We start from the raw sequence: 24,116 nt of genomic DNA, 5'->3' as shown, positions 1-24,116 counted from the left end.
TCGGCCATCCAGACCCGGCACAGCCGACGTTTGCCGACTGCGCAACCTCGGTGAGGCGACAACTGTCGCCACGTCGCGCGTGCCCGGTTCCTCGGGCGAGGGCAACGGGCGCACGGTGTTCTGCACGTCGGCCGGTCCCTGGGGCGCACCACCGACGTGGCAGACTCGTGCCGAGCCAAGATCGTCGAGAGGGGCCCGTGGTGGTCGACAGCGAGCATCCGTCCGAATCCTCGCCGAGTGAGGTGATGGCACAGCTGCTCGACGGGTTCGCTCTCTCGCAGGCGTTGTTCGTCCTGGCGGAGGCGGGTGTCGCAACCGTTCTCGAGCGGGAGGGGCCGCAGACCGTCGCCGCTCTTGCCGAGCGCACGCAGTCGGATCCCGGGGCACTCGGACGGCTCATCCGCTCCCTGGCACCGCACGGTGTGTTCCGCACCGACGGTGACCGGGTGGCCGTGACAGCTCTCGGGGCCACGCTCTCGGAGCACCATCCCCAGTCGGTGCACAGTGTCGCCGTCGGCTCCATGGACCTGCACTACCGGGCCTTCGCCGAGTTGCGACACACCCTGCGGACCGGGGAGCCGGCAGCCACCAGGTACTTCGGCGAGCCCTACTTCGACTGGATCGCCACCGATCCCGCGCGGGCGAAGCTCTTCGGCGAGGCGATGACCGCGTTCGGGACCATGCGTGCCGGAATGTTCGACGGTTACCGCCTCCCGCCGGGGCGGACGATCGCCGACCTCGGCGCATCCGACGGCAGCCTGCTCGTCGACCTGCTGCTCCGTGACCACCAGCTCGATCGGCGCGGCATCGTCTTCGACCTGCCCACGACGGTCGAGAGCGCGCGACCGGTTCTGGCAGCCGCCGGTGTCGCCGATCGAGTCGACCTGGTGGCAGGCGACTTCTTCGAGGCCGTGCCGAGCGCCGACATCTACCTGCTCAGCTGGATTCTGCACGATTGGAGCGACGCGGACAGCAGGCGGATCCTCACCTCGATCGCCTCCGCTGCCCCACCGCACGCCCGGTTGCTGGTCGTGGAGCAGATCGTGCCCGCGGGCGACGATCCGCATCCCACGAAAAAGTTCGACCTGACCATGCTGGGCATCTTGGGCGGCAAGGAGCGCAGCGAACAGGAATACCGGGAACTCCTCGACAGCGGCGGCTTCGCCGTCGACCGCGTCGTCCCCACCTCCGGCCCCTTCGTCATCATCGAAGCCACCCGCCGGGACGCCGCCTCCGACCGACCGTGACCCGGGACGAACAGTCCGGTGATCGATCTCCGGCCAGCTAAGGGTGTGTCTTAGTAGGTGATGTTCTTGAGGCAGGTGAGGGTGGCGGGGGGGTGGGGAAGGCGCAGAAGTGGTTGGCGTAGCGCTCGTATCGGGTCGTCAGCCGGTGGTAGCCGAAGAGCCAGGCGATGGATCGTTCGATGACCCAACGGTGTGTGCCGAGTTTCGTGCGTGGCTCGATGCCTTTGCGGGCGATGCGGACCTTGATGCCGTGGTCGCGGACCCACTTTCGCGGGCCGGCGTGGTCGTAGGCCTTGTCGGCATGTAATTTCGCTGGTTTACGTCGGCGTGGGCCGCGGCGGGAGCGGATCGTCGGGATCGCCATCACCAGAGGCTTGAGGGCGTAGGAGTCGTTGGTGTTGGCCGCGGACACCGCCACCGACAGGGGCAGCCCAGACCGGTCGGACAGGACGTGGATCTTCGAGCCGCTCTTGCCACGCTCGACCGGGTTCGGCCCGGTCATGGATCCCCCCCTTTTCCGCCCTGACGGACGCTCCGTCACAGACCGCACGGGACCAGTCGACCATCCCCTGACCACCGAGTTCATCAAGGACCACGCGGTGCAGCCGGGACCATAGACCGGCCTTGGTCCATTCAGTGAACCAGCGATGCGCGGTGGGCACGGTGACCCCGAACGAAGGCGGCAGATACCGCCACGCGCACCCGCTGGTCAACACGAACACGATCGCCGTGAAGACCGCTCGGTCATCCACCCGCACTCGCCCGCCACCCTGCGGGCGAACCCCATGCACCGGAACCAGCGGCGCCGCCAGTACCCACAACCCATCCGGCACCAGTCGCCGAGACAAATCATCCACGACCCGAGATCACGCACCACGACCAGCCAAACCCCCACTAAGACACGCTCTAAGCAGGGTCTTGTACGCGGAGCGTGCTAAACGTCGGCCGGCGCCTGAAGTTCCTCCCGGCCGGGCGGTACCGACAATTGCGTTTTCACCCCGAACGCGATGAGGGATACAGTTCTCGTCATTTCTTTTCCCGGACCGCGCCGAAATGGTGTGCACGCCCTCCATCGAGATCACTTGCACCGGAACCTACTGGCTGGTAGGTTACCGTCCACTGTGATCCACTTCATGGTTCGAAGGGGAGTCATGATCGGGAAAATTACCCGGGCACTGGCCGTCGCGGTCGTGCTCACCGGATCCGTCGCCGCACCCGCGGCCGCGGCCACCGACGATTCGTTCTACACCTACGGCGGCAGCGAGCCGTTGTCGTCTTTCGCCCCCGGCGAGGTGCTCAAGACGCGTACGGTCAGCTACCACGTGCTCGGCATTCCGACGCCGGTGCAAGCCACCCAGTTGCTCTACCGGACCGCCGACGCGCAGGGCCGCCCGACCGCCAACGTCACCTCGGTCGTGCGCAGCCCCGCCGGGAACGGCAGTAAGGCGCTGTCCTACCAGTCGGCCTACGATTCGCTCGATCCCGCGGACGGCCCGTCCCGCGCGATCGCCGGGGACGTGTCCTTGGGCACCCTGTTGCCCAATGCCGAATCCCTGCTGCTCGCGCCGGCTCTGCTGCTCGGCTACGACGTGGTGATCCCCGATACCGAGGGACAGACCGCCGATTTCGCCGCCGGGCCGGAATACGGCAAGACCACTTTGGACTCGATCAGGGCGGTGACCAACGCCGGGAGCGCCGGAATCGGCGCGAAGACCCGGTTCGGCCTGATGGGGTACTCCGGCGGCGCCATCGCCACCGGCTGGGCGGCGGCACTCGCGCCGAGCTATGCCCCGGACGTCAACCGGAAACTGGTCGGTTTCGCCGAAGGCGGGGTGCTCGTCGACCCCGCGCACAACCTCAACTACGTCGGCGGCACACCCGTGTGGTCCGGCGTGATCCCGATGGCGCTCATCGGGGTGGCGCGCGGCTACGGCATCGATTTGAAGCCGTACGCCAGCGAATACGGGCGCAAGGTGCTCGACGAAACCGAACACGCGTCGATCGCCGAGGCACTGGGCCGGTATCCGGGGCTGAACTGGCAGAAATTGGTGAAACCCGAGTACGCGAATCCTGATTCCGTGCCGCCTTTCGTCGACGCGGTCAACCAGGTCAACCTCGGTTCCGCGGCCACGCCGTCGATTCCCGGTTTCGTCGGGCAGGGCAACAACGGTGCGCTGGAAGGCACCGTGACCAATCCTCCTGGCATCGGTGGCGGCGATGGCGTGATGGTGGCCGGCGACGTGCGTGCGATCGCGAAGCAGTACTGCGAAACGGGAAACACCGGCATCCAGTACACCCAGTACGACGCGCTCAGCCACACGAGCGCCCTGCCCGCGTGGGCCCCGTCCGCGATCTCGTGGATCGGCGACCGGTTCGCGGGCAAGGCCGCACCGTCGAATTGCGGGCAAATCCCGCCGGGCAATTCGCTCGCGCCGGAGCAACCCGTCGGCTGAACCGCCAGCGGGAGTACCCGGACCGCATCGTGGTCCGGGTACTCCCTTCGGTACCGCGTCAGCGGGGCTCGGCCGCGCAGGTCCGGTCGTGCGCCGGACGCCCTCCGGTGGTGAGGAACGTCGTCACCGTGTCACTCGCGCAGGTGTTCTCGGAGCCGAACAGGTAGACCCCGTGCCCGCCCTGGTCGACCGTCACCATCCGGGCCCGGTCGCCGAAGGCCGCCCGCAACTGCCGCGCTCCGGTCAACGGTGTCCCCGGGTCGCGCCGGTTCTGCGTCATCAGCACGTTCGACGGGCCGTTGCCGCTGACTCGCACCTTCGGATCGATCGGCTGCGACGGCCAGTACGCGCAGGCCCGGATGTTCGCCGCGGCCGCACCGTAACTCGGGTAGCGGATCCGGTCGATCGCCACGTCCCGCTGGTAACTCCGGACCGATTTCGACCAGCGGTTGCCCCCGCAGATCACGTAGAGGTGGCTGGAAAGCTCGTTGTCGGCGTCCGGCGCAGGCTCCGAACCGGCCGGGAGAGGCGGCAACGGCCGGTTCGCGGCGAGGGCCTGCCAGATACCGGCCGGCCGGCCGGCCGAAATTCCGATCCGGGTAGAGCAAGGCAAAAGTCGCCGACCGGAACAGGGCACCGTCGAATCCTTGGGACGGTGCCTTGTCCAGCCGGGTGGCCAGTCGGTCATACTTCGCACGCACCCGGGCCGGTGTGCTGCCCAATCCGTATTTCGGGTTCGCCGCGGCGAATTTCGCGAAGTCCGGGAACCGGTCCTCGAAGCCCCGTGCGAACAGCCGCCCGCCGAAGGAGTCCAGACCACCCGGCGCCAAGTTGCTGTCGAGCACGAACCGGTCGCTCTGCTGCGGGAACAGCGTGGTGTACACCGCACCCAGGTCCGTGCCCTACGAATAGCCGTCGTAGGAGATCGTGGATTCGCCCAATGCCACCCGGATCCGGTCCATGTCCCGTACGGTGTCCGCGGTCGTCACGTAAGGCAGCATCCAGGCCGATCTCGACGTTGCGCGCTGGCTGGCGACGGTCTTGATCTCCTCGGCTCGTTTCACCACATCCATGCCGTCACGCGCATACCGCGGGATTTTTCCCTTCGCCTGCTGTTCCGGAGTCAAATTGCAGGTCACCGGCGTACTGTGGCCCACTCCCCGTGGATCGAACCCGATCACGTCATAGGAATCCAGCACGCTCTGCGGTAATCCCAGTTTATTCATGACCGCCCGGAAAACCCAGGCCCAATCCGCCCGGACCGCCTTGGTTTGGTGAGCAGCACCCCATTTCACGATGCCCGGTACCGCTGTCGCAACGGCGGGAGCCGCGACCGCGGCCAGCGCGGCGGCGGCAACGAGTAACAAGGTTTTCCGCATCCGGTCTTCCTGCCAGCCGGGCCACTGGCCGGAAATCCGCGCCGGTTCGCACCCGGCGTTAGCGACGCCACCCCGCCGGCCACATCGTCCGCGAGCGTCGACCGCGGGTAGACCCAGGGCCAAGCCGGTCATTCCCCGAGGATGACCACGTCCGGGCCACGGCTGGGCACTTTCGCGTTCAGTCCGCCTGCGCACGAGCAGAACGTCGGCGTGCCACGTGGTGCCCGACGGCACCGGCAACCCCGGCCGCAACGACGATCGCGGTGCCAACCGGACTCAGGAACTTCGACAAACTCGGCGCGTCACTCGGGCCCAGCAACCACAGCGACAGGGGAACGAGATAAGCCGCGGCAAGCACCCCGGTCCACCATCCGGCGGCACGCAACCGCCGATCTCGCAAGGTCCCCACCACCACAAGCACAACCGGAATACCGGCGACGAACGCGAACTGCCCGAGAACGAGCACCGGAAAAGCCCAAACAGCAACAAGCACCCCCCACGAAGCACGACGGGTACGCCCAGACCCGGCAACATTCGGCTCGGTGGCCGGAGTAGTGGTCATGGTCTTCTCCTTCGAAGTGAATTTGCGGGATAAATCAGGACAAACTTTTTTTCCGGCTCCCCCACCGCCGCCCCCGCCGCACCAGCAACGACAAGCAAGCCACACAGCCACGTCCACCCCAACGAACGCCAGCACCCCGGACCACAACCGCGGCGGCTGCAACTCCGAGACTCCGAAGCGACCTGACCGCAGCCGGGGAATCAGGACCAGAGGCAACCAATTCCTCGGAAGCAACAGAATCACCAAAACTTCCAGAACTCTCATACCGTCCGGACCACAAAGGACTCTCGCAACGCCCCTTCAGGTGCGCTCAGCCCTCCCGCAGATCTGGGAACTGCAGGAGCCTCCGCAGCCCCTGAAATCCCATGATGCCCCGCTCTCGCATTGCCTCGGGATTACCCGAACGCCATAGCTTCTGCGATCCCCGATAAGCCTGGCCCCCGACCTCGTCAGGTTTCCAAAGCCGGTCTCGGGTCTCCGGTCTCCGGTCTCCGGTCTCCGGTCTCCGGTCTCCGGTCTCCGGTCTCCGGTCTCCGGTCTCCGGTCTCCGGTCTCCGGTCTCCGGTCTCCGGTCTCCGGTCTCCGGTCTCCGGTCTCGGGAAGCATGGTGTGCCCATTCGGGCGGTTTGCCGTCCGGATCGGTGGTTTCTCCGGCGGGCTAACGGTTTCCTATCTGGCAGGCGGGTCCCAGGGTCGGCTGCTCCCGGTCCGGGCGGGCCGCTTCGCCGGCGGGCGGGTTCCCGGATGGGCGAGGGTCAGGGACAGGTGCGCGCTTCGGCGGCGGTCTTGAGGTCGGCGAGCCAGAAGTCCAGGCCCGGGTAGAGGTTTTCGGCGGCGGTTTTCGGGTCGGCTTCAATCTGGGCGCCGGTCCAGCTTTCTTCGGTGCGGACCAGGGTGCCGCCGGGGACCTTGGTGAAGTTCCAGATGTGCGTGCCCTCGTCGATGCGCAGGCCTTCGCCGATGGCGGGACCGCTCCAGCGGATGCACTTGCCGGGAACCGCCTGGTGCACGGTCGAGGTGACGACCAGGGTGGTCGCCGGCGTCGACGGGGTTGCCGGCGCCGGAGTGGTCCAGCGGAACCGCGAACCGGGGCGCAGCGGACCAGGATCCAGCCGCTTCATGCTGGTGACAGACTTCTGCCAGGTCGGCCACCCCGCCACCCGAGTCTGCACGTTCCAGACGGTGCGCAGCGGCGCCTTGATCAGGATCTCGGTGCGATGGTGCAGCTTCGCGGCGGGGTCGGTGCCCTCGCCGAGGCAGGTGAGCGAAGCGGACTGCGCGGCCAGCCCCGGCCCCACGGACGAACCGGCAGTCACAGCACCCGCCGGCGCGACAACACCGACGAGCCCCGCAGCCACCAACGGAACGGCAACCGCCGCAGACCGCCACCACGAACGCCCACCGAACCCAACCGACCTAGCGGAACGGCCAGAACCAACCACTCCCACCGAACCGGCCGAACCCTCGGAACGGCCCGGCCCACCGAAACCGACGGGGTGAACCGATCCCGCCGCACTTTCCGCCCCCGGGGAACGGACCACGCCAACCAAACCGGCGACACCAACCGCCCCGACCGAACGATCCGGGCCACCAGCCACAGGAGCCGGGCCACCAGCCACAGGGGCAGGGGCAGGGGCAGGGGCAGGGGCAGGGGCAGGGGCAGGGGCAGGGGCAGGGGCAGGGGCAGGGGCAGGGGCAGGGGCAGGGGCACCGTCCGCATTAGCGGCAGCCATGGCCGGACAGGCAGCCGTGGCGCTCGCGCCAAGAGCGATCGCACCAAAGGTGGTCGCGCCAGGGACATTATCCATGCCGGGCGCGCCGAACGCGCCCCGCGCGCTAAACGCGGCCCGCACGTTGGACAGGCCGGGCACACCGACAGCACCGGGCAAGCCATGAGCGCTGGCAGCACTGGGCAGGTCGTGAGCGCCGGACAGGCCATCGTCACCGGACACGCCCCGTGCACCAAACACGCCAGCAGCACCGGACATGCCCCGGGCACCAAACACTCCGGCAGTACCGGACATGCCCCGGGCACCAGACACGCCGGCAGCACTGGCAGCACCCTGGATACCAGACACACCCTGGGTACCGACCGAGCCGGAGGCTGCGCCGGTCTCGATGTTCTCGGTCATCTCGTGTTCCCCTCGCTAGTGCTTCTCGCTGTAGTTAGACCTTATAACCACACAGCGCTGAAGGTCAATAGCAAAAGTGAGACCTTCTAACTACACTGCGAAGGCAACACCAACCGACCAGAAGGGAAGTGCCGGATGCCGGACACCGACGGGCGGAGTCCGCGGGAGCGTTATCGGGTTCAGGTTCGCGGGGAGATCAAGCAGCGGGCGTGGGAGCAGATCGCCACCGCGGGGGTGTCCGCGCTCTCGCTGAACGCGATCGCCAAGCAGCTGGGGATGAGCGGGCCTGCCCTGTACCGGTACTTCGCCAACCGCGACGAGCTGATCACCGCACTCGTCCGCGACGCGTACCGGAGTCTGGCCGACACGGTGCGGGACACCTTCGACAACGGTGCCGACCTCGGGAAGCTGGCGCACGTCATCCGGGACTGGGCACACACCGACCCCCAGCGGTACTTCCTCATCTACGGCACCCCGGTCCCCGGCTACCACGCGCCGGACGACACCACCGCGATCTCGAACGAGATACTCGCCGTACTGGTCGAAGCGTGCGGCCCGCTGCCGGACGAACCGGCGACCCCGTTCGACGACCACCTCGACCACCACCGCGCGTGGGCAGGCGATCTCCCGACCACCCAGACCCTGCACCGTGTGCTGTCCTTCTGGGCCCGTCTGCACGGCGTGCTCTCCCTCGAGCTCGCCGGCCACTTCGGCGGCATGCAGTTCGACCCCGGCCTGCTGATCGACGAGGAACTGAGCGAACTGCGCGCGCAGTGACCACCCGGGTCAGCGCGCCCAGTCCGGCACCCAGACCTCTCCACCGGCGCGGGCGCGATACCCGGCCGCCAGGTAGTCGAGGAACCCGGCCAGCACGGGGTGCGCGTTGTCCGCCCGCCAGATCACCGAAAGCGGGTAGACCGGCGTCGGATCGACGACCGGGATCCGCCGCAGGTCGTAGCTTTCCGGCCAGAGGTACCGCGAACCGTCGCCGACGAAAGTGGCAAGCCGGGCCGAACCGGCGAGTTCGGCAAGCAGTGCCTCGACACCGAAACTCGGTCCGACAGTTTCGATGGTGAGCCCGAATGCCTCGGCCAGGTCCGCGTAGTAGCCCCGCGGCTCGACCTCGGTGAGGCCCGGCATCCAGATCGGGTGGCCGGCAAGTTCGCCCGGCGTCACGCTGCCCGCGTTCGCCAGCGGATGCCGGGGACCTACCAGCACCTCATGCCGTTCGTCGATGACCCGCGCCGAGCGGAGCCCGCCGGGGACAGTGCCCGCGGAATCCCGCAACGAGCGGAACGTCGCGTCGAGCGCACCGGCACCCAGCTCGGCCAGCACGACCGCAGTGTCCACATTGGTCAGAGTGACGACGTCCAGTTCGATGTCCGGACGCTGCTGGTAGAACGCGTACAGCAGGTTGGCGGGCGTGATCCGCCGGTTCATCACGTCGATCCGCAGTGCCCGCCGTCCCGGTGTCACGGCCGCGGTGACCCGTTCCGCGGCGCGGAGGAGTTCGCGCGCGTGCGGCAGCAGGGCCTGCCCGTCGACGGACAACCGGACCCCGCGAGCCGTCCGCGCGAACAACCGGACGCCGAATTCCCGCTCCAGCGCGGCCACCCGCTTCGACGCGGCCTGCTGGGAAATGCCCAATTCGTCGGCCGCGGCCTGGAACTGCCCGGTCTCGGCGACGGTGAGGAAGGTCCGGACCGCATCGAGCTCCACGAGCCAGAACCTACCCGCACAACCCGGAGTTGTGACACGCCGCTCGGCCCGTTGTTGGCGGCCGCACGGGGCCGTCGGTTTCACTCCCCCGGCGACAAACGCGAGGGGGAAGCATGTCGAAGCTGGGACGGACCTTCGGATGGCTGTGGGCTGCCTACGCGATCAGCGCCTACGGCACCGGACTGGGCTTCGGCGCATTCTCGGTGATCGCCATCGAGGTCCTGCACGCCGGTTCGGCCGAGGTGGCGGCGCTGTCCGCGGCCGGGCTCGCGATCGGCGCGCTGCTGGCGGTCCCGCTCGGACCGTGGATGGAATTCCGGACGAAACGCCCGGTGCTGATCGCCATGGACATGGTCCGGTTCACCGCGATGGCCACGATTCCGTTCGCCTACTGGCTGGACGTGCTTACCTTCGCCCAGCTACTGGCAGTCTCCGTGGTCGCCGCGGCGGCGAAAATCGCGTTCACCGCGGCAAGCGGCGCCTACCTCAAGAGCATCGTGGCGGACGGCGGGCTTCTCGTGGCCACCAGCCGTTTCGAGTCCACCACCTGGTCGGCCACGGTCATCGGCCCGCCGCTGGGCGGTGCGGTCATCGGGGTGCTCGGCCCGGTGGCCACCGTCGCGCTCGACGCGCTGAGCTACCTCCTCTCGGCACTCGGCATCGTCGCGATCCGGGAACCCGAACGCCCGCCTGCCGCGAAGCCGGTGACGCCCCGGCGGTGGCAGGACCTCGTCGAAGGATGGCGTTACCTGCTCAGCCATCCGACGTTGCGCCGCTTCTTCTTCAACGCCCTGCTCGTGAACGCGCTGCTCATGGCCGCCCAGCCGGTGTTGTCGGTGCTGATGCTTTCGCAGCTGGGCTTCCCGGTCTGGCAGTACGGGCTGGCGTTCGCTGTTCCGTGCCTCGGCGGCCTGCTCGGATCGCGGCTCTCCCGCCGGATCACCGCACGCCACGGCGAACGGACCGTACTGCGCGTCTTCGGCACTCTCCGTGCCCTCTGGCCGCTCGGGCTCACGTTCGTCCGGCCGGGTCCGGCGGGGCTGGCGATCGTGATGGTCACCGAGTTCGTGCTGATCGCCTGTATCAGCGTCTTCCAGCCGGTTTTCGCCGCCTACCGGCTGAACCTGCTCGATCGGCACCGTCAGGCCAGGGTGCTCACCGCGTGGTCGATCACGGGCAGTCTCAGCACCGCGGTGCTGACGCTGGCCTGGGGACTACTGGCCCAGCTGACCGGCCCGCGCGCGGCCATCGCACTGGCCGGGGTGCTGTTGCTGGCCACGCCATTGCTGTTGCCCCGGTTGCGCGAGGATCTCAGTCCGGTCGCCGCTGGTCCGTCCCGCGCAGCAGAACATCGATGAGCACCTCGAAATCCGGCGTTACGGCCGGCTGGTGGTGCCGGTTCTGCTCGGCGGCGACCCAGCCCATGATGGCCGTGCTGTAGGCGTACCAGTACTGGCGCGCGAGCGCCTCATCCGCGCCGCCGAACCGGAACGCGGCGACCACGGCCTCCTCGACCGCCGTCGGCCCGGTGTGCCGGTGCGGCCCGGTGAGCAAGCGGACCGCGAAGCCGGGTACCTCGTGCAGCCCCTCGCGCAGGTCGCGGGCATAGCCGAGCAACCATTGCCGCCAGTTCTGCGCGGTGGGCAGATCCGGTGTGGTGATGCGGCGGGCGAGCTCGGCGGAGACGAGGTCGAGCAGGTGCTCGCGGTCGCGCACCCAGCGGTACAACGCGGACGGCGCCACGCCCAGTTCGGTGGCGACGGCCTGCATCGTCACCTGGTCCGGATCCCGGGGAAGGGCGGCCTCGACGATCGTCTCCAGGCTGAGCTTCGCGGGCCGGCCGCGTCGGGGTGCTGCCATCGGCGCACTGTAACGAGAAATTTAGTGAAGCGTCGTCACAAATATGTTAGGTTAGCCTCACCTGATGTGGAGGTGAGGCCGGTGCGCGCGGAACGGCTGGTGGTCGTCCTGGCCTGCGTGTGCGTGTTCGCGGTGATCCTGGACGCGACGATCGTGGCGGTCGCACTCCCGGACATCCGCGGCGAACTGGGCTTCGGCGAAGCCGGGATCGGCTGGGTGGTCAACGCCTACACGCTGGTGTTCGCCGGGTTCCAGCTGCTGGGTGGGCGGTGCGCCGACGTATACGGATTGCGCCGGATCCTGTACGCGGGGCTTGCGTTGTTCGGAATCGGCAGCGTGCTCGCCGGGCTGGCGCCGAGCCCGTGGCTGTTGCTCACGGCACGCGCGGTGCAGGGACTCGGCGGCGCACTGCTGGTGCCGACCGCGCTGACGTGCATCACCACCGTGATCCCGGACGGGGCGCGACGCGCGTCCGCGCTCGCCACGTGGAGCATGGTCGGCGCGGTCGGCGCGGCGTCCGGCACGGTGCTCGGTGGCGTGCTCACGCAGGCGGGTGGCTGGCGGTGGGTGTTCCTGATCAACGTGCCGATCGTGCTGCTCGCCGCGCTGCTGGTACGTCCGGCGTTGCCCGCGCGCAGCGACGGGGCACGGCGGCGCCTGGACCTCCCCGGCGCCCTGCTGGTGACGGCCGGGCTGACGTCGGTCGTCTACGCGATTTCCGGTTCCGGCGGGGCACTCGCCACCTGGCTGCCCGCCGTCGCCGGAGCGCTGTTGTTGGCGGCATTCCTCGGTTACGAACACCGCAGCCGGGAGCCGATGCTGCCGTTGCGGTTGTTCCGGGTGCGCACGGTCAGCGCGGCGAATCTGACCATGTTCGCCATCGGGCTGGCGTTCTTCGCCACGCCGATCCTGCTTTCCCTTTACCTGCAAGGGGTCCGGGGTTACTCACCACTGCAGGCCGGGCTGGCGTTCGCGCCGTCGTCGCTGCTGACGCTGACCGGCGGACGGCTGGCCGGACGGGTCACGCCGTCGTGGGGGGTGCGACGGACCTCGATCGCCGGCGCGCTGATCGCGACGGCCGGATTCGGGCTGCTCGCCGCCCTCACCGAGGCTCAGGCTTCTTATCTGCCCGGGATCGGGATCCCGGTGGCGGTGATCGGGTTCGGCATCGGGCTGGCGTTCACCCCGATCACGGTCGCGGCGACCCGCGGGGTCGAACCGGGTTACGCGGGGATCGCCGCCGGGCTGCTGAACACCACCCGGCAGACCAGCGGGGCGGCGGGCGTCGCGATCCTCACCTCGATCAGCATCGCGGTCGGCAACCACGCCGCGCACGGGTACGCGGTGGCGTTCGCGGTCACCTTCGGCTGCGCCGCAGCAGCCACCGCACTCGCCGTCCTGCTGCCCGGCAACCGCGCCGCCGGCAGCCCGGCGATGGCCGGCCGCTGAAGTCCGGCGATCGCGGGCTTCCGACTGCTCGCGATCCCGGCCGAAGCAAACACAATCGAACATAGCTGCACGCGTGCGCTGGGCGACGAAAGTCGTACGCCGCGTGGGTTAACGGCGAAAGTACGCGGGCCGTAAGCACACATCGGGTGGGCGGATCCGTTGATTCTTGTTGACTTATTCCGTTCGGAGTTGAAGCATTGGTGGTGACTTCCCGCCGGAGACAACGAGGTCCGCATGAGCCGAGAGTCCGCACCCCGTCCCGCGTTCGAACGGCAGCCGGCCCTGGGCCGCCGGCATTTCCTCGGAGGGCTCGCGCTCGCCGGCGCCGCGCTCGCGCTGCCCCGGCTCGGTGGTGCCGCCTCCGCGGCAACCGGGAAGACCGTCGCGGGCGGGCCGGATCCGGCGCGCGGCGGGTACTACGTGCCGAACCGGGATCCGCTGCGGGCGGTGCCGTTCCAGAAGCTCCCGCCCGGTTCGGTCCGTCCGCGCGGCTGGCTGGGCAAACAGCTCGACCTGCAGGTGCACGGGCTGTCCGGCCGCTATGACGAGGTCTCCGATTTCCTGGTGTACGAGGGCAACGGCTGGGTCGATCCGGCGAACGACGCGTGGGAGGAACTGCCGTACTGGCTGCGCGGACTGGGCGACCTCGGCTACGTCTCCGGTGACCAGGGCATTCTGGACAAGGCCGAACGCTGGCTGCGGGCAATCATGGCCACCCAGTCCGACGACGGCTGGTTCGGTCCTGCCGCGCTGCGCACGTCCCTGGAGGGCGGCCCGGATTTCTGGCCGGGGATGCCACTGCTGTCCGCACTGCGGTCGTGGCAGGAGTACTCCGGCGACGACGCCGTCGTCCCGTTCATGACCCGCTACTTCACCTTCCAGAACAGCCAGCCGGCCGAGGTGTTCAACCGGTCCTGGGGTGCGTTCCGCTGGGGCGACAACATCGACAGCGTTTACTGGCTCTACAACCGGACCGGCGATTCCTGGCTGCTGGACCTCGTGACGAAGATGCACCAGGGTTCGGCCGATTACACGTCCGGAATTCCCACCTGGCACAACGTGAATCTCGCGCAGGGCTTCCGGGAACCGTTGCAGTACTGGCTGCTCGCGGACGAGGACCGGTTCCGCGACGCAACTTACCGCAATTACCGAACCGTGATGTCGCAGTACGGGCAGTTCGCCGGCGGCGGGTTCGCCGGCGACGAGAACTGCCGCCCCGGATTCGGCGATCCACGGCAGGGCTTCGAGACCTGCGGAATCGTCGAGTTCATGCACAGCTTCGAAATGCTGACACGGTTCACCGCGGACACCGCGTGGGCCGACCGGTGCGAGGAGCTGGCGTTCAACCTGCTGCCCGCGGCCTACGACGCCGAAGAGCGCGGACTGCACTACATCACCAGCGCCAACAGCATCCAGCTCGACGACGGCGTCAAACACGGCCAGTTCCAGAACGCGTTCGCCATGCAGTCCTACAAACCCGGCGTGCACGAATACCGTTGCTGCCCGCACAACTACGGGATGGGCTGGCCGTACTTCACCGAAGAATTGTGGCTGGCCACCGGCGACGGCGGACTGGCCGCGGCGATGTATTCACCGAGCGAAGTGCGTGCCAAGGTCGGCGACGGCACAGAGGTCACCATCACCGAGGACACCGACTATCCCTTCGACGAGCAGATCAAGCTCACCGTCTCCACCCCGAATCCGGTAACTTTCCCGCTGTACCTGCGAATCCCGCACTGGGCCGAGGGCGCCACCGTGCAGCTGCCGGGAAAACCGGCCGCCCCGGCGACAGCAGGCGACTGGTCCAAAGCAGACCAGACGTGGCACGACGGGGACACCGTGACGCTGCAGCTGCCGATGCAGGTGTCGACCCGGCAGTGGACGGACAACCACGACGCAGTTTCGGTCGATCGCGGACCGATCACCTACTCGCTGGAGATCGGCGAAGAGGTGGAGCAGTTCGGCGGCACCGCGGACTGGCCCGCACTCGCCGTGCATCCCACCTCGCCGTGGAATTACGGGCTGCTCAGCGGGGCCGGATTCACGCTGAATCGGCAACCGATCGGCGACCACGACCCGTTCACCCACGAAGGCGCGCCGGTGCGGCTGTCCGCGCAGGCCAAGCGAATCGCCGAATGGGAGGCCGACAGCGAGGACGTGGTCGGCCTCCTGCAGCCGAGCCCCGCCCGGTCCGACGCCGGGGTCGAGACAGTCACGTTGATCCCGATGGGCGCGGCGCGGCTGCGGATCACCACGTTCCCGACCACTGTGGACGGGAGCGGCGGAAACCAGTGGCGCCGGCTGCCGCTCGTGCGCGCCTCGCACATCAACGACGGCGACTCGTACGAGGCTGTCCACGATGGACGGACGCCGTCCGGCTCCGGCGACCAGTCGGTACCACGGTTCACCTGGTGGGACCACCGCGGCGGAACCGAGTGGGTGGAATGGGATCTGCGCGAGGTGCAGACCGTCGGGCAGGCTTCGGTGTACTGGTACGACGACACCGGCGCTGGTGAATGCCGGACGCCCGCGTCGTGGCAGGTGCTGTGGCTGGACGGGGAAACCTGGCGCCCGGTCACCGGAGCCGGTCCTTATGGGACAGACCTCGACCGGGACAACGTGGTCCGCTTCGATCCGGTGCAGGCGCAGGTACTGCGGGTCGAAGCGGTACTGCAGGACGGTTTCTCCGGCGGAATCCTGGAGATGTCGTTCACCCAGTGACTGCGCGGTACTGCTCGGCGACGGCGGCGAACGCCGCCTTTGGTTCCCAGCGCAGATCCGGATACGTGCTGCCGTAACGGTTCTCGAGCACTTTGACGATACCCGGCCCGGCGAGGTCCAGATCGTCGCGCGGGTCGCCTCCCGGCCGGTGCGGGAAGTTGTAGAGCGCGAAGAGGAAGACGAAAGTGCTGTCGACACCTTCCTCTTCGTGGATCCGCAGCAGCTCGCTCAGGTACTCGGCCTGGCCGGCCTCGTCGCGTTCGTAGTCGCCGTCCAGCCGGACCGGATCGCCGGTTTCCCGGTCGTATTCGGCGATCTCCATGGACCGCGGTGCCACCTCCGGCGCGCCCCGCCATGCCGCTGAGCCGAAGCCGGTGACTGCGACCGGTTTGCCTTGTGCCACCAGGGATCGCACCCCGGCGCGGTACTGGCCGGCCACCTCGGCGGACCGGATCAGCTCCACCGACACGAAGTCGAACGGTGTCCAGTCGATCCGCTCGAACGGGATCGCCGCGTAGGTGATCTTGCCGTGGAACCGTTCGCGGATCACCGATACCGCCGTTGCGAGGAATTCGTCGAGGCGGGCAGCCACCTCGGCCAGCCGTTCGGCCCGCCGCTGCGGCACGCTCAGCAACCGAGCGACCCGCTCCGACGCGTCGGCACCGGGGAGGAATCCCGGGTTCATCACGCTCAGCTCGACCCCGGCGACGAACACGACCTCGGCACCGCCTGCCCGGATGCGTTCCGCGCGCGCCGCGCAGTCGGCGAACAACGCGAGCACCTCGTCCGTGGTCAGCTCCAGCGGATACGGCGAAAACCAGACCTCCAGCCCAAGGTCTGCCGCGCAGCGGGCGGCCAGCTCCAGCCGTTCCGGATCGCCGCCGATCAGCTGGACGGCGGTGCAGTGCAGATCGTCCCGGATGATCTGCAGCTCGCGCCGGACCACCTCCGGTTCGAAGTCCACCCGCGACGTCGCACCGTCGCGGACGAAACCCGTCTCGTACGTCATTCCCTTGGCCCGCATGGCTGTTCCCTTCGTCTTCGGCAGGTCCAAGCTTAAGCACTATTTTTGCGTGCACGCAAGTTTGCGTATACGCAAACTTGCTGTCAGGATGGCCGGGTGGGTTTGCGCGAACGGAAGAAACAGGCCACCCGGGAAGCACTGCAGGAGGCCGCACTGCGGCTGGCGATGGAACACGGCCCGGCGAACGTCCGAGTCGACGACATCGCCGAAGCAGCAGGGGTTTCGCCGCGGACGTACAACAACTACTTCTCGAGCCGCGAAGAGGCGATCGTCGCGGCCGTCACGACCGAGCGGGAGAGCCGGATCGCCGGCGCCGTGACCAGGAAACCCCCCGGCACCCCGCTCGCCGACGCCGTACGGGACGCGCTCGTGGAGCAGTACACCGACCCCGGCGAGCACCGCCGGGAAGCACTGCTGCTGATCACCACCGACCCCGCCCTGCGCTCGGCGTTCCTGAACAGCCCCGCCGCACTCGAACACCCACTGGCAGAAGCGATCGCCGAACGCCTCGGCACCACCGACACGCAGACCGCGCGGGTACTGGCCGCAGGCGTCGCGGCAGCCGTCCGCATCGCACTGGAGACCTGGATCCACCCACGCACCGACGGACTCGTGGTGGTCTCCGGGTCACTGCCGGACTTGCTGCGTACCGCCTTGGCGCCACTCGCACCCGCCCTGTCCGCCGCGGAGAACCAAACCCCCGAAGGCAGGTAGGCCCTGCTCGGGTGCGCTCAGCCGTGCCAACGCCTGCCGCCGATCCATCCGGCCACTCGCGCAGTCCGCTACCGCCCGCGCGACGCACCGCCACATCCGCGACCCGCCACCCACGCAACCCCTCCCGCTCACACGACCCGCCACCCACGCAACCCCTCCCGCTCACGCGACCCGCCACCCACGCAACCCCTCCCGCTCACACGACCTGCCACCCACGCAACCCCTCCGCTTGCGGCCGCCACGGTCGCTCGCGCGAGCCACTCCCTGGGTCCAGCCCGCAAACCCCCACGAAGGCCCCTGTCCCGGTGACCTCGCCGAGCCGCGCCCGGCAAGACGCGCCACTCTATTCACAAAGTTGTGAAGCATGTGTACCTTCTGAAGTACGCGTAGGACGTAGTGACCGAGGAGCAGGAATGACCCTTCACCCAGGACTTCCGCTGGAGCGCGGTGCCTGTCCGTTCGATCCGCCGCCTGCGTTGCGGGGACGGGCGGCAGTCGAGCCGCTCACCTATCCGGACGGCACCGAGGGCTGGCTGGTCACCGGCTACGACGAGGCTCGCGCGATTCTCGCGGACAAGCGGGTGTCTGCACGGTCGGAGCTGGCCCGGGTGCCGTTCGACCTCGGACCGATCCCGCCGCCGAAGCCGGCCGACCCCGGGGTGTTCACCGGGATGGACGATCCGCAGCACCACGAGTACCGCAAGGAACTGACCGGGGCGTTCACCGTGCGCCGGATGCGGCTGCTGGAGGCACGGGTGGCCGAGATCGTCGAGGAGCACCTGGACGCGATGGCCACCGCGGGCGGTCCGGTCGACCTGGTCACCGCGTTCGCGCGACCGGTGCCTGCGCTGGTGATCTGCGAACTGCTCGGCACCTCGTACGAGCGGCGCGACGAGTTCCAGGGCTACGCGGCCACGATGTTCGCTGCCGGCACCGAGGTCAGCGTCGACGAACGGTACGCCGCGGTGGCGGGTGTCGTCGCGTTCATCGCGGAGCAGGTCCAGGCCAAACGCCGGGCGCCGACCGACGACCTGCTCTCCGACCTCATCCGCGAGGGCAAGCTGAACGACGAGGAACTCGCCAATATCGGCATGATGCTGCTCGTCGCCGGGTTCGAGACCACGCGGAACATGCTCGCGCTCGGCACGTACGCGCTGCTGGAGAACCCGGACCAGCTCGCCAAGCTGAAGGCCGATCCCGACCTCGCCGCGAGCGCGGTCGAGGAGCTGATGCGCTACCTCAGCGTGATCCACATCGGACCGATCCGGACCGCGCTGGAGGACATCGAGCTCGGCGGCCGGACCATCAAAGCGGGCGACAGCATCACGGTGTCGGTCCCGATGGCCAACCGCGACCCGAAGCGCTACCCCGAGCCGGACGTGCTCGACCTCGAACGCAAGGCCGCAGGCCACGTCGGCTTCGGCCACGGCGTGCACCAGTGCCTCGGACAGCAGCTCGCCCGGGTGGAAATGCGGATCGCACTGGCCCGGCTGGTCACCCGCTTCCCCGACCTGCGCCTCGCCGTACCCGCCGCGGAGATCGTCGTGCCCGAGCAGGCATCCATCTACGGTCCGGTCAGCCTTCCGGTCGCCTGGGGGTGATCAGCGCAGGTCGCCCTGGAACTCGAGGTAGGACAGGCCGACCGCGGTGACGACCTGCGGGCACAGCTTGGCCCGGTCCTGTTCGGACGCTGGATTTCCCTTACCGGACAAGCCGAAACAGCCGAGGCCCGCGGTTGTCTCGACAGCCTTGTGCACGGTCTCGGCGTCGTCGATGATCTTCTTGGTCTGACTGTCCGGGAGATAGTCGCCCATGACCCGGACGACCGCGTCCGCGGTCTCGCCGAGTGCTTTCACCTGCGTGCCACAGGCGGTGTCGGCCGGGGAAACCCCGGACGGGCAGGCGTCGGTGAGCGGGTACGCGACGTGGTACTTCGCCTCGAAGATCCGGCGGAGGAAATCCCTGTCGTCGGCGGTCATCGGATGCGGCTGAGGCGAAGCGGCCGCGGAGGACGAGGCAGGCGCGGGGACACCGGCTTCCCCGCACCCGGCCGACAGCCCGAGACACAGCGCGGCAACCACCACGGCCAGCTTGCGTTCCATGAACCGAGTGTTGCCCACGAGACCGGGACCGGTCCCGACGACCACGCCGCCGAACCACCGCACAGGCGGACCCACCACCGAGGTCATCGGGACCGGCTCCCACCCGACCCCGAAAACCACCACGGCGCAAGCACAGCCGCCCCACAAGACCGGTCTCGTCACGAGCGCGGCCGCCAGTCCCCACGGTGCAGGCCAATTCCGCCGAACCCGCCAGCACCCCCGGGGCAACCCGTCCCGCCGGGTCGTCGGCTGGGGCGGTCTCGGTGGTCTTGACCCGGCCGGACGTCGTGTTAGCCTGTCGCCATGTCGTGCTTCGGGCGGGTCGTAGCCGGGCGCGTCGGCTGAACCAGGAGGCCGGCGTGCTGCGTCGGCGTTCGCTCGCCCTCTTTCGGGGACCTGGCCCGGTTTCGCCCGCTCCCGTTCCGGAGGAAGCCGCCATGTCATCCGCGCAGTCCACGACCTACCCCGCCACCCGGTCCGCGCTTCTCCTGCGCCGCCGGATCGCCGCCTACTTCACCGGTGGCATCGAGGAAATCCCCGCACTCGTCCGCGTCCTGCGCGAAACCGACCGCCACGTGCACGATCTCTCCGTCGACGTCCGCGACGGCGTCACCGAGAGCAGCATGGTCTGCGCCGTCCTGGTCGCCGCGGACGAGGTCGATCCGCTGCTCGAACGCCTCCGCCGGTTGCCCGCGGTGGTCTCGGCCGAACCGGTGTAGCCGGCTCACCCTGCGGTGAGGTAGCGGGTCAGCATGTCCACCATCTCGTTCTCGAACGAGTCGACGTCCGCCGGATCCGGCGCGGCGATCATCTTGTGCACCACCAGCTCTATCGTGGTGACCACGAGCCGCGCCGCGGTCGCGGTGTCCGCGACCCGGCTTTCCGGGTGGTGCTCCAGCAGGTTCTGCAGGAACTCGGTCCGCTCCCGCTCGAACCCTTCGACCCGCTCCAGCAGCTCCTGGGAACGGGGCGCCTCCTCGGCGATCACCCGCAGCAGCTGCGGATCGTCCAGGTGGTTTTCGATCGCGGCCCGGACGAAGCCGCGCAGGATGCCCTCCAGAGAACCGGGCAGTTCCTCCGACAGAGTGCGCTGGACCGCCGCCGCACCCACCTCGAGGTGCCGCGAGACGAGCTCGGCCAGTATGGCGTCCTTGTTCGGGTAGTACTGATACAGCGAACCGATCGAGATCCGCGCCCGTTCGGCGATGCGGTTCGTGGTGCCCGCGGCGTAGCCGTGCTCGGCGAAAACGTGAGCAGCCGCGGAGAGGATGCGCTCCCGCGTCCGCTCGGCACGCAGCTGCCGAGGCTGTTTACGTGCGCGAAGGCGGCGGTCCCCGGTGGTCATGGCGGCTCCTTGCGGTGTACCGGAAAGCGAGTGGCGGGAGAACCGAATAATTGCTCACAATAGTGTCATGACCTGGGCACAAAGACCAGCCATCGACAAGGGGAAAAGCATGACCGCAGCAGCCGCCGGCCCCCGGCGGGTCTCGCCGGACGAGGTCCGTGCGCGACTCGGCGAGCCGGAGCCGATGATCAAGGACAAGGTCCACGACCACATCGACGAGTACGCCCGGCGGTTCATCGCGCATTCGCCGTTCCTGACCATGGCCACCGCGGACGCGGCCGGCCGGGCAGATTGCTCACCCCGCGGTGATTACCCGGGATTCGCGAAGGTCCTCGACGAGCACACCATCGCGTTGCCCGATCGGCCGGGCAACAAGCTCGCCGACTCGTTCCGCAACCTCTCCGAGAACGACGGGATCGGGCTGCTGTTCCTGGTCCCCGGCATCCGGGAGGTGCTGCGGGTCAACGGCGCCGGCTACCCCACCGACGAACCCGACGTGCTCGCCCGGATGCAAACCGAGGCGAAGACACCGGAGCTGGCGATCGTGATCGAGGTGGCCGAGGTGTTCTTCCACTGCGGCCGCGCGCTCGTGCGGTCCCGGCTGTGGGATCCGGAGAGCCAGGCACTGGCCGACGAACTGCCTTCGGCCGGAGAGGTAGCCGCCGAGCAGATGGACGCCGACGTGCCACCGCAGCAACTGGACCAGCTTCTCGAATCCTCCTACCAACGGCTGTACTGACCTCGGAGAACCGGAATGCAGCACACGATTCTCGACCGCATCGAACCGATCGCGGAGGACGTCGTCTCGCTCGTCCTGCGCGGCGCAGACGGCCCGCTCGCGCCGTGGGAGCCGGGCGCACACCTCGATCTCGCGCCGCCGAACTGGCTGACCCGGCAGTACTCGCTGTGTGGCGATCCCGCCGATCGCGAGCGTTACCGCGTGGCGGTGCGCTACGACCGGCTCAGCCGCGGCGGCTCGGAGTACATCCACCGCTTCCTGCGCACCGGGCGTCCACTGCGTGTTTCCCTGCCCCGCAACAACTTCCCGCTGCTGCCGGCACGGGGTTACCTGTTCCTCGCCGGAGGCATCGGGATCACGCCGATGCTGGCAATGCTGCGGGCCGCCGGACCGGCCGGGACGCTGGTGTACCTGGGAAAGTCCGCGGCAACCATGCCGTTCGCCGTGGAACTCCAAGCGAGGTACGGAAATCGGGTGCGGATCGTGGAGACCGAGCGCGACGGACGGCCCGATTTCACCGCACTGGCCGCCGCACTGCCGTCGGACGCGCTGGTCTACTGCTGTGGTCCGGCCTCGATGATCGAGGCAGCCGAGGCCGCGTTCCCGGCCGATCGGCTGCACGTCGAGCGGTTCCAGCCGGTGGTGAGGACGTTTCCGCCGAACACCGCGTTCGACGTGGTCTGCGCCCGTTCCGGGGACACCGTGCGGGTCGAGGCGGACATGACCATGCTGGACGCGCTCAAGTTCGCCGGTCACCCGGTGCAGTCCGGCTGCCGGGAGGGCATCTGCGGCAGCTGCGAGCTTTCCGTCCTCAGTGGACAGCCGGAGCACCGCGACGACCTCGGTGCCGCACAGGGACGGATGTACCCGTGCGTTTCCCGGTCCACTTCGGACCGTCTCGTGGTGGACCTCTGACCTACCGGACGGCCGGCCTGCCGAACAGCGCTTCGGCGTTGCCGCGGTCAATGGCTTCCTGCCCGCCGGACTCGAAACAGGGGTAGGTTTCCAGGAAACCGTTGTAGTACTCGCCCGCGGCCTCGGGGGCAAACGGCCAGTCGCTGCCGTAGAGGACGTGTCCCGGCTCGGCGAAGGCAAGCAGCGAGGGCAACGCGCTGGGGCTGGCCGAAAGCGCGGTGTCGAAGTAGAACCGCTTGAAGTCGCGGATGAGCTCGTCGGCGTCCTGGTCGGGGTCGAGCGAAATCGAGGTGAGCCCGGAGAACCGGTATGCCGCATACGGCAGGAAACCTCCGCCGTGCGCAAGGATGATCCGGACGTTCGGGAACCGCCGCGGCACCCCGGCCAGCACCAGGTCGACCGCGGTGCGGGTGGTGTCGAAGATGAAGTCGACCAACGGTGCCGGCGCCCCTGGCAGCCACGCCATCGGCGGCTGCGCGGGATGCACGAAGACCACCGCGGCCCGCCGGTCGAGTTCCGCCCACAGCGGGGTGAAGTCCGGGTCGCCGAGATAGCGTCCGTGCACATTGGACACCAGCACGATCCCGTCGGCACCGAGCACGTCCAGCGCGTGCGTGGCCTCGGTCAGCGCACCGTCGACGTCCGGAAGCGGGATCGAGGCGAAGAGCCCGAAGCGGTCGGGCCGGTCCCGGACGATCTCCGCGCCGTCCTCGTTCACCTGCCGCGCCAGCTCACGCGCGGCACGGTCGTCGCCAGGATCGAAGTGCACGCCGGGCGCGGTGACGGACAGGACCCCGGTCGCGATCCCTTGCCGGTCCATCATCGCGACCGCCTCGGCCGGACTCCAGGACGGGACCGCCCAGCCACCCACGGTGTCCCCGCCGGCCGTGAGCGCACGGCTCCAGGCTGGCGGGACGAAGTGCTGGTGAACGTCGATCCGGGCGGGCGTCGGCATGGTCACTACCTCACTAAAGGTTCGCTTAGCAAATATTGCTCTGCTAGAGTAGCGCGCATGCGGCAGCAGTTCCCAGACCGAGTTCCGGACGCGACCGAGGAGGAATCACCGCATCCGGCCGCTTCGACAGCCGCCGGACAGGCACCCGTCGACAAGGCGGTCGACAAGGCGGTCGACAAGGCAGCGGTCGACGAGTCGACACCGGCAGCAGAAGCAGCGGCCGAAGCGCTGGCACAGGCGGCGGACCAGCTGTACTACGCGATGCGCCGGGCTCGGGCGTTGACCTCTGGCCAGGCGAGTGACGGGCTCTCGCTGGCGCAGCTCGCGTTGCTGGCCCCGCTGGCCGAGGCGCCGGGTGAACCGGGGCTCCCGGTCGGCAGGCTCGCCGCGGCCGCGGAGGTCGGCGTCTCCACCGCCACCCGCATGCTCAAGCAGCTCGAAGGCAAGGGCGTGCTGACCCGGCAGCGCTCTCCTGCCGACGAGCGCCAGGTCCTGATCCGCCTCACCGACGACGGCGCCGACCAACTCGCCGCAATGCAGGACATCCTGCGAGCCCGGCAACGTCGCGTGCTGCAGCACTACACCCCCACGGAACTGGGCACACTCACCGCCGACCTGCAGCGGCTTGCCGCCGTGATCTGGCGAGAATAAGAACCGAGCCACACACCCTGCCGGACGACGGACCGCTGGCCGGTACCCACCTCCCCGCACCCAACACCCGCCACCCCACCGGCAACCAACACCCGTCACCACGTACGCAACCAACACCCGCCACACACACCCGCCATCCCGCCACACCC

Annotated in this window: 22 protein-coding genes and 1 pseudogene; 12 read left to right on the top strand and 11 right to left on the bottom strand. The window is 68.7% G+C overall.

Annotated features, from left to right (window positions below; translation table 11 throughout):
• Positions 1–200: 200 nt before the first annotated feature.
• Positions 201–1,247: a methyltransferase gene (locus ABD793_RS32770; RefSeq protein ID WP_344867113.1), complete on the top strand. Its 1,047-nt coding sequence runs from the start codon at positions 201–203 to the stop codon at positions 1,245–1,247.
• A gap of 50 nt (positions 1,248–1,297) precedes the next feature.
• Here ABD793_RS32770 and ABD793_RS32765 read toward each other — a convergent pair.
• Positions 1,298–2,095 (bottom strand): annotated as a pseudogene (locus tag ABD793_RS32765) (IS5 family transposase).
• 303 nt (positions 2,096–2,398) lie between these two features.
• Between ABD793_RS32765 and ABD793_RS32760 the strand changes: the two are divergent.
• A complete protein-coding gene (locus tag ABD793_RS32760) occupies positions 2,399–3,700 on the top strand; it encodes a lipase family protein (RefSeq protein WP_344867111.1) in 1,302 nt (433 codons plus the stop codon).
• 58 nt (positions 3,701–3,758) lie between these two features.
• On the opposite strand, the gene ABD793_RS32755 is transcribed toward ABD793_RS32760, so the two are convergent.
• The 4 genes from ABD793_RS32755 to ABD793_RS32740 form a co-directional block, all read right to left on the bottom strand.
• Complete coding sequence (locus ABD793_RS32755; protein ID WP_344867109.1) at positions 3,759–4,235, bottom strand: alpha/beta hydrolase; 477 nt, start codon at positions 4,233–4,235, stop codon at positions 3,759–3,761.
• A 367-nt stretch (positions 4,236–4,602) separates the two neighbouring features.
• Entirely contained in the window at positions 4,603–5,079 is a 477-nt protein-coding gene (locus ABD793_RS32750; RefSeq protein ID WP_344867107.1) for a hypothetical protein, read from the bottom strand.
• Positions 5,080–5,257: 178 nt separating this feature from the next.
• Positions 5,258–5,905, bottom strand: coding sequence for a hypothetical protein (locus tag ABD793_RS32745; protein WP_344867105.1), 648 nt, complete (start codon positions 5,903–5,905; stop codon positions 5,258–5,260).
• Between the two features lie 491 nt (positions 5,906–6,396).
• The gene (locus ABD793_RS32740) at positions 6,397–7,083 is read right to left on the bottom strand and encodes an SRPBCC family protein (RefSeq protein ID WP_344867223.1); all 687 of its coding nucleotides are present in this window, start codon (positions 7,081–7,083) and stop codon (positions 6,397–6,399) included.
• A gap of 825 nt (positions 7,084–7,908) precedes the next feature.
• Here ABD793_RS32740 and ABD793_RS32735 point away from each other — a divergent pair.
• Positions 7,909–8,550 (top strand): TetR/AcrR family transcriptional regulator, encoded by a 642-nt coding sequence (locus tag ABD793_RS32735; RefSeq protein WP_344867103.1) that lies wholly within the window; start codon positions 7,909–7,911, stop codon positions 8,548–8,550.
• A gap of 9 nt (positions 8,551–8,559) precedes the next feature.
• Here the strand turns inward: ABD793_RS32735 and ABD793_RS32730 are convergent, their stop codons facing one another.
• On the bottom strand, positions 8,560–9,492 hold the full coding sequence (locus ABD793_RS32730; protein ID WP_344867101.1) for a LysR family transcriptional regulator: 933 nt from the start codon (positions 9,490–9,492) through the stop codon (positions 8,560–8,562).
• A gap of 113 nt (positions 9,493–9,605) precedes the next feature.
• Between ABD793_RS32730 and ABD793_RS32725 the strand changes: the two genes are divergently transcribed.
• Positions 9,606–10,850, top strand: coding sequence for an MFS transporter (locus ABD793_RS32725; RefSeq protein ID WP_344867099.1), 1,245 nt, complete (start codon positions 9,606–9,608; stop codon positions 10,848–10,850).
• On the opposite strand, the gene ABD793_RS32720 is transcribed toward ABD793_RS32725, so the two are convergent.
• The gene (locus ABD793_RS32720) at positions 10,804–11,352 is read right to left on the bottom strand and encodes a TetR/AcrR family transcriptional regulator (protein ID WP_344867097.1); all 549 of its coding nucleotides are present in this window, start codon (positions 11,350–11,352) and stop codon (positions 10,804–10,806) included. The genes ABD793_RS32725 and ABD793_RS32720 overlap by 47 nt on opposite strands.
• A gap of 81 nt (positions 11,353–11,433) precedes the next feature.
• Between ABD793_RS32720 and ABD793_RS32715 the strand changes: the two genes are divergently transcribed.
• Both ABD793_RS32715 and ABD793_RS32710 read left to right on the top strand, forming a co-directional pair.
• A complete protein-coding gene (locus ABD793_RS32715) occupies positions 11,434–12,801 on the top strand; it encodes an MFS transporter (RefSeq protein WP_344867095.1) in 1,368 nt (455 codons plus the stop codon).
• Between the two features lie 234 nt (positions 12,802–13,035).
• Positions 13,036–15,522, top strand: a complete 2,487-nt coding sequence (locus ABD793_RS32710) for a beta-L-arabinofuranosidase domain-containing protein (protein WP_344867093.1) — start codon at positions 13,036–13,038, stop codon at positions 15,520–15,522.
• Here ABD793_RS32710 and ABD793_RS32705 read toward each other — a convergent pair.
• Positions 15,512–16,546 carry a glycoside hydrolase family 113 protein gene (locus tag ABD793_RS32705; RefSeq protein ID WP_344867091.1) on the bottom strand — a complete coding sequence of 345 codons (1,035 nt, stop codon included), beginning with the start codon at positions 16,544–16,546 and terminating at the stop codon, positions 15,512–15,514. The two genes, ABD793_RS32710 and ABD793_RS32705, sit on opposite strands and share 11 nt — an antisense overlap.
• Before the next feature lie 96 nt (positions 16,547–16,642).
• Here ABD793_RS32705 and ABD793_RS32700 point away from each other — a divergent pair, with 96 nt between their 5' ends.
• Both ABD793_RS32700 and ABD793_RS32695 read left to right on the top strand, forming a co-directional pair.
• A complete protein-coding gene (locus tag ABD793_RS32700; protein WP_486303692.1) occupies positions 16,643–17,260 on the top strand; it encodes a TetR/AcrR family transcriptional regulator in 618 nt (205 codons plus the stop codon).
• Between the two features lie 413 nt (positions 17,261–17,673).
• Positions 17,674–18,861 carry a cytochrome P450 gene (locus tag ABD793_RS32695; RefSeq protein ID WP_344867089.1) on the top strand — a complete coding sequence of 396 codons (1,188 nt, stop codon included), beginning with the start codon at positions 17,674–17,676 and terminating at the stop codon, positions 18,859–18,861.
• Here the strand turns inward: ABD793_RS32695 and ABD793_RS32690 are convergent, their stop codons facing one another.
• Positions 18,862–19,362, bottom strand: a complete 501-nt coding sequence (locus tag ABD793_RS32690) for a hypothetical protein (protein WP_344867087.1) — start codon at positions 19,360–19,362, stop codon at positions 18,862–18,864.
• A gap of 437 nt (positions 19,363–19,799) precedes the next feature.
• Between ABD793_RS32690 and ABD793_RS32685 the strand changes: the two genes are divergently transcribed.
• Positions 19,800–20,081 carry a hypothetical protein gene (locus ABD793_RS32685; RefSeq protein WP_344867085.1) on the top strand — a complete coding sequence of 94 codons (282 nt, stop codon included), beginning with the start codon at positions 19,800–19,802 and terminating at the stop codon, positions 20,079–20,081.
• A gap of 5 nt (positions 20,082–20,086) precedes the next feature.
• Here the strand turns inward: ABD793_RS32685 and ABD793_RS32680 are convergent, their stop codons facing one another.
• Complete coding sequence (locus ABD793_RS32680; protein ID WP_344867084.1) at positions 20,087–20,707, bottom strand: TetR/AcrR family transcriptional regulator; 621 nt, start codon at positions 20,705–20,707, stop codon at positions 20,087–20,089.
• A gap of 109 nt (positions 20,708–20,816) precedes the next feature.
• Here ABD793_RS32680 and ABD793_RS32675 point away from each other — a divergent pair, with 109 nt between their 5' ends.
• Together ABD793_RS32675 and ABD793_RS32670 are read left to right on the top strand one after the other, a co-directional pair.
• Positions 20,817–21,446, top strand: coding sequence for an MSMEG_1061 family FMN-dependent PPOX-type flavoprotein (locus tag ABD793_RS32675; RefSeq protein WP_344867082.1), 630 nt, complete (start codon positions 20,817–20,819; stop codon positions 21,444–21,446).
• 15 nt (positions 21,447–21,461) lie between these two features.
• Entirely contained in the window at positions 21,462–22,361 is a 900-nt protein-coding gene (locus ABD793_RS32670) for a PDR/VanB family oxidoreductase (RefSeq protein WP_344867080.1), read from the top strand.
• A 1-nt stretch (position 22,362) separates the two neighbouring features.
• Here ABD793_RS32670 and ABD793_RS32665 read toward each other — a convergent pair whose 3' ends face one another.
• Positions 22,363–23,316: an amidohydrolase family protein gene (locus ABD793_RS32665; RefSeq protein WP_344867078.1), complete on the bottom strand. Its 954-nt coding sequence runs from the start codon at positions 23,314–23,316 to the stop codon at positions 22,363–22,365.
• A 57-nt stretch (positions 23,317–23,373) separates the two neighbouring features.
• Between ABD793_RS32665 and ABD793_RS32660 the strand changes: the two genes are divergently transcribed.
• Positions 23,374–23,967 (top strand): MarR family winged helix-turn-helix transcriptional regulator, encoded by a 594-nt coding sequence (locus ABD793_RS32660; protein WP_344867076.1) that lies wholly within the window; start codon positions 23,374–23,376, stop codon positions 23,965–23,967.
• Positions 23,968–24,116: the final 149 nt, after the last annotated feature.

Origin of the sequence: Amycolatopsis ultiminotia (assembly GCF_039536925.1) — a bacterium.
Classification (GTDB): Bacteria; Actinomycetota; Actinomycetes; order Mycobacteriales; family Pseudonocardiaceae; genus Amycolatopsis; species Amycolatopsis ultiminotia.
The sequence above is the reverse complement of the archived record's forward strand: the minus strand, read 5'-3'. Positions and strand labels throughout refer to the sequence as shown.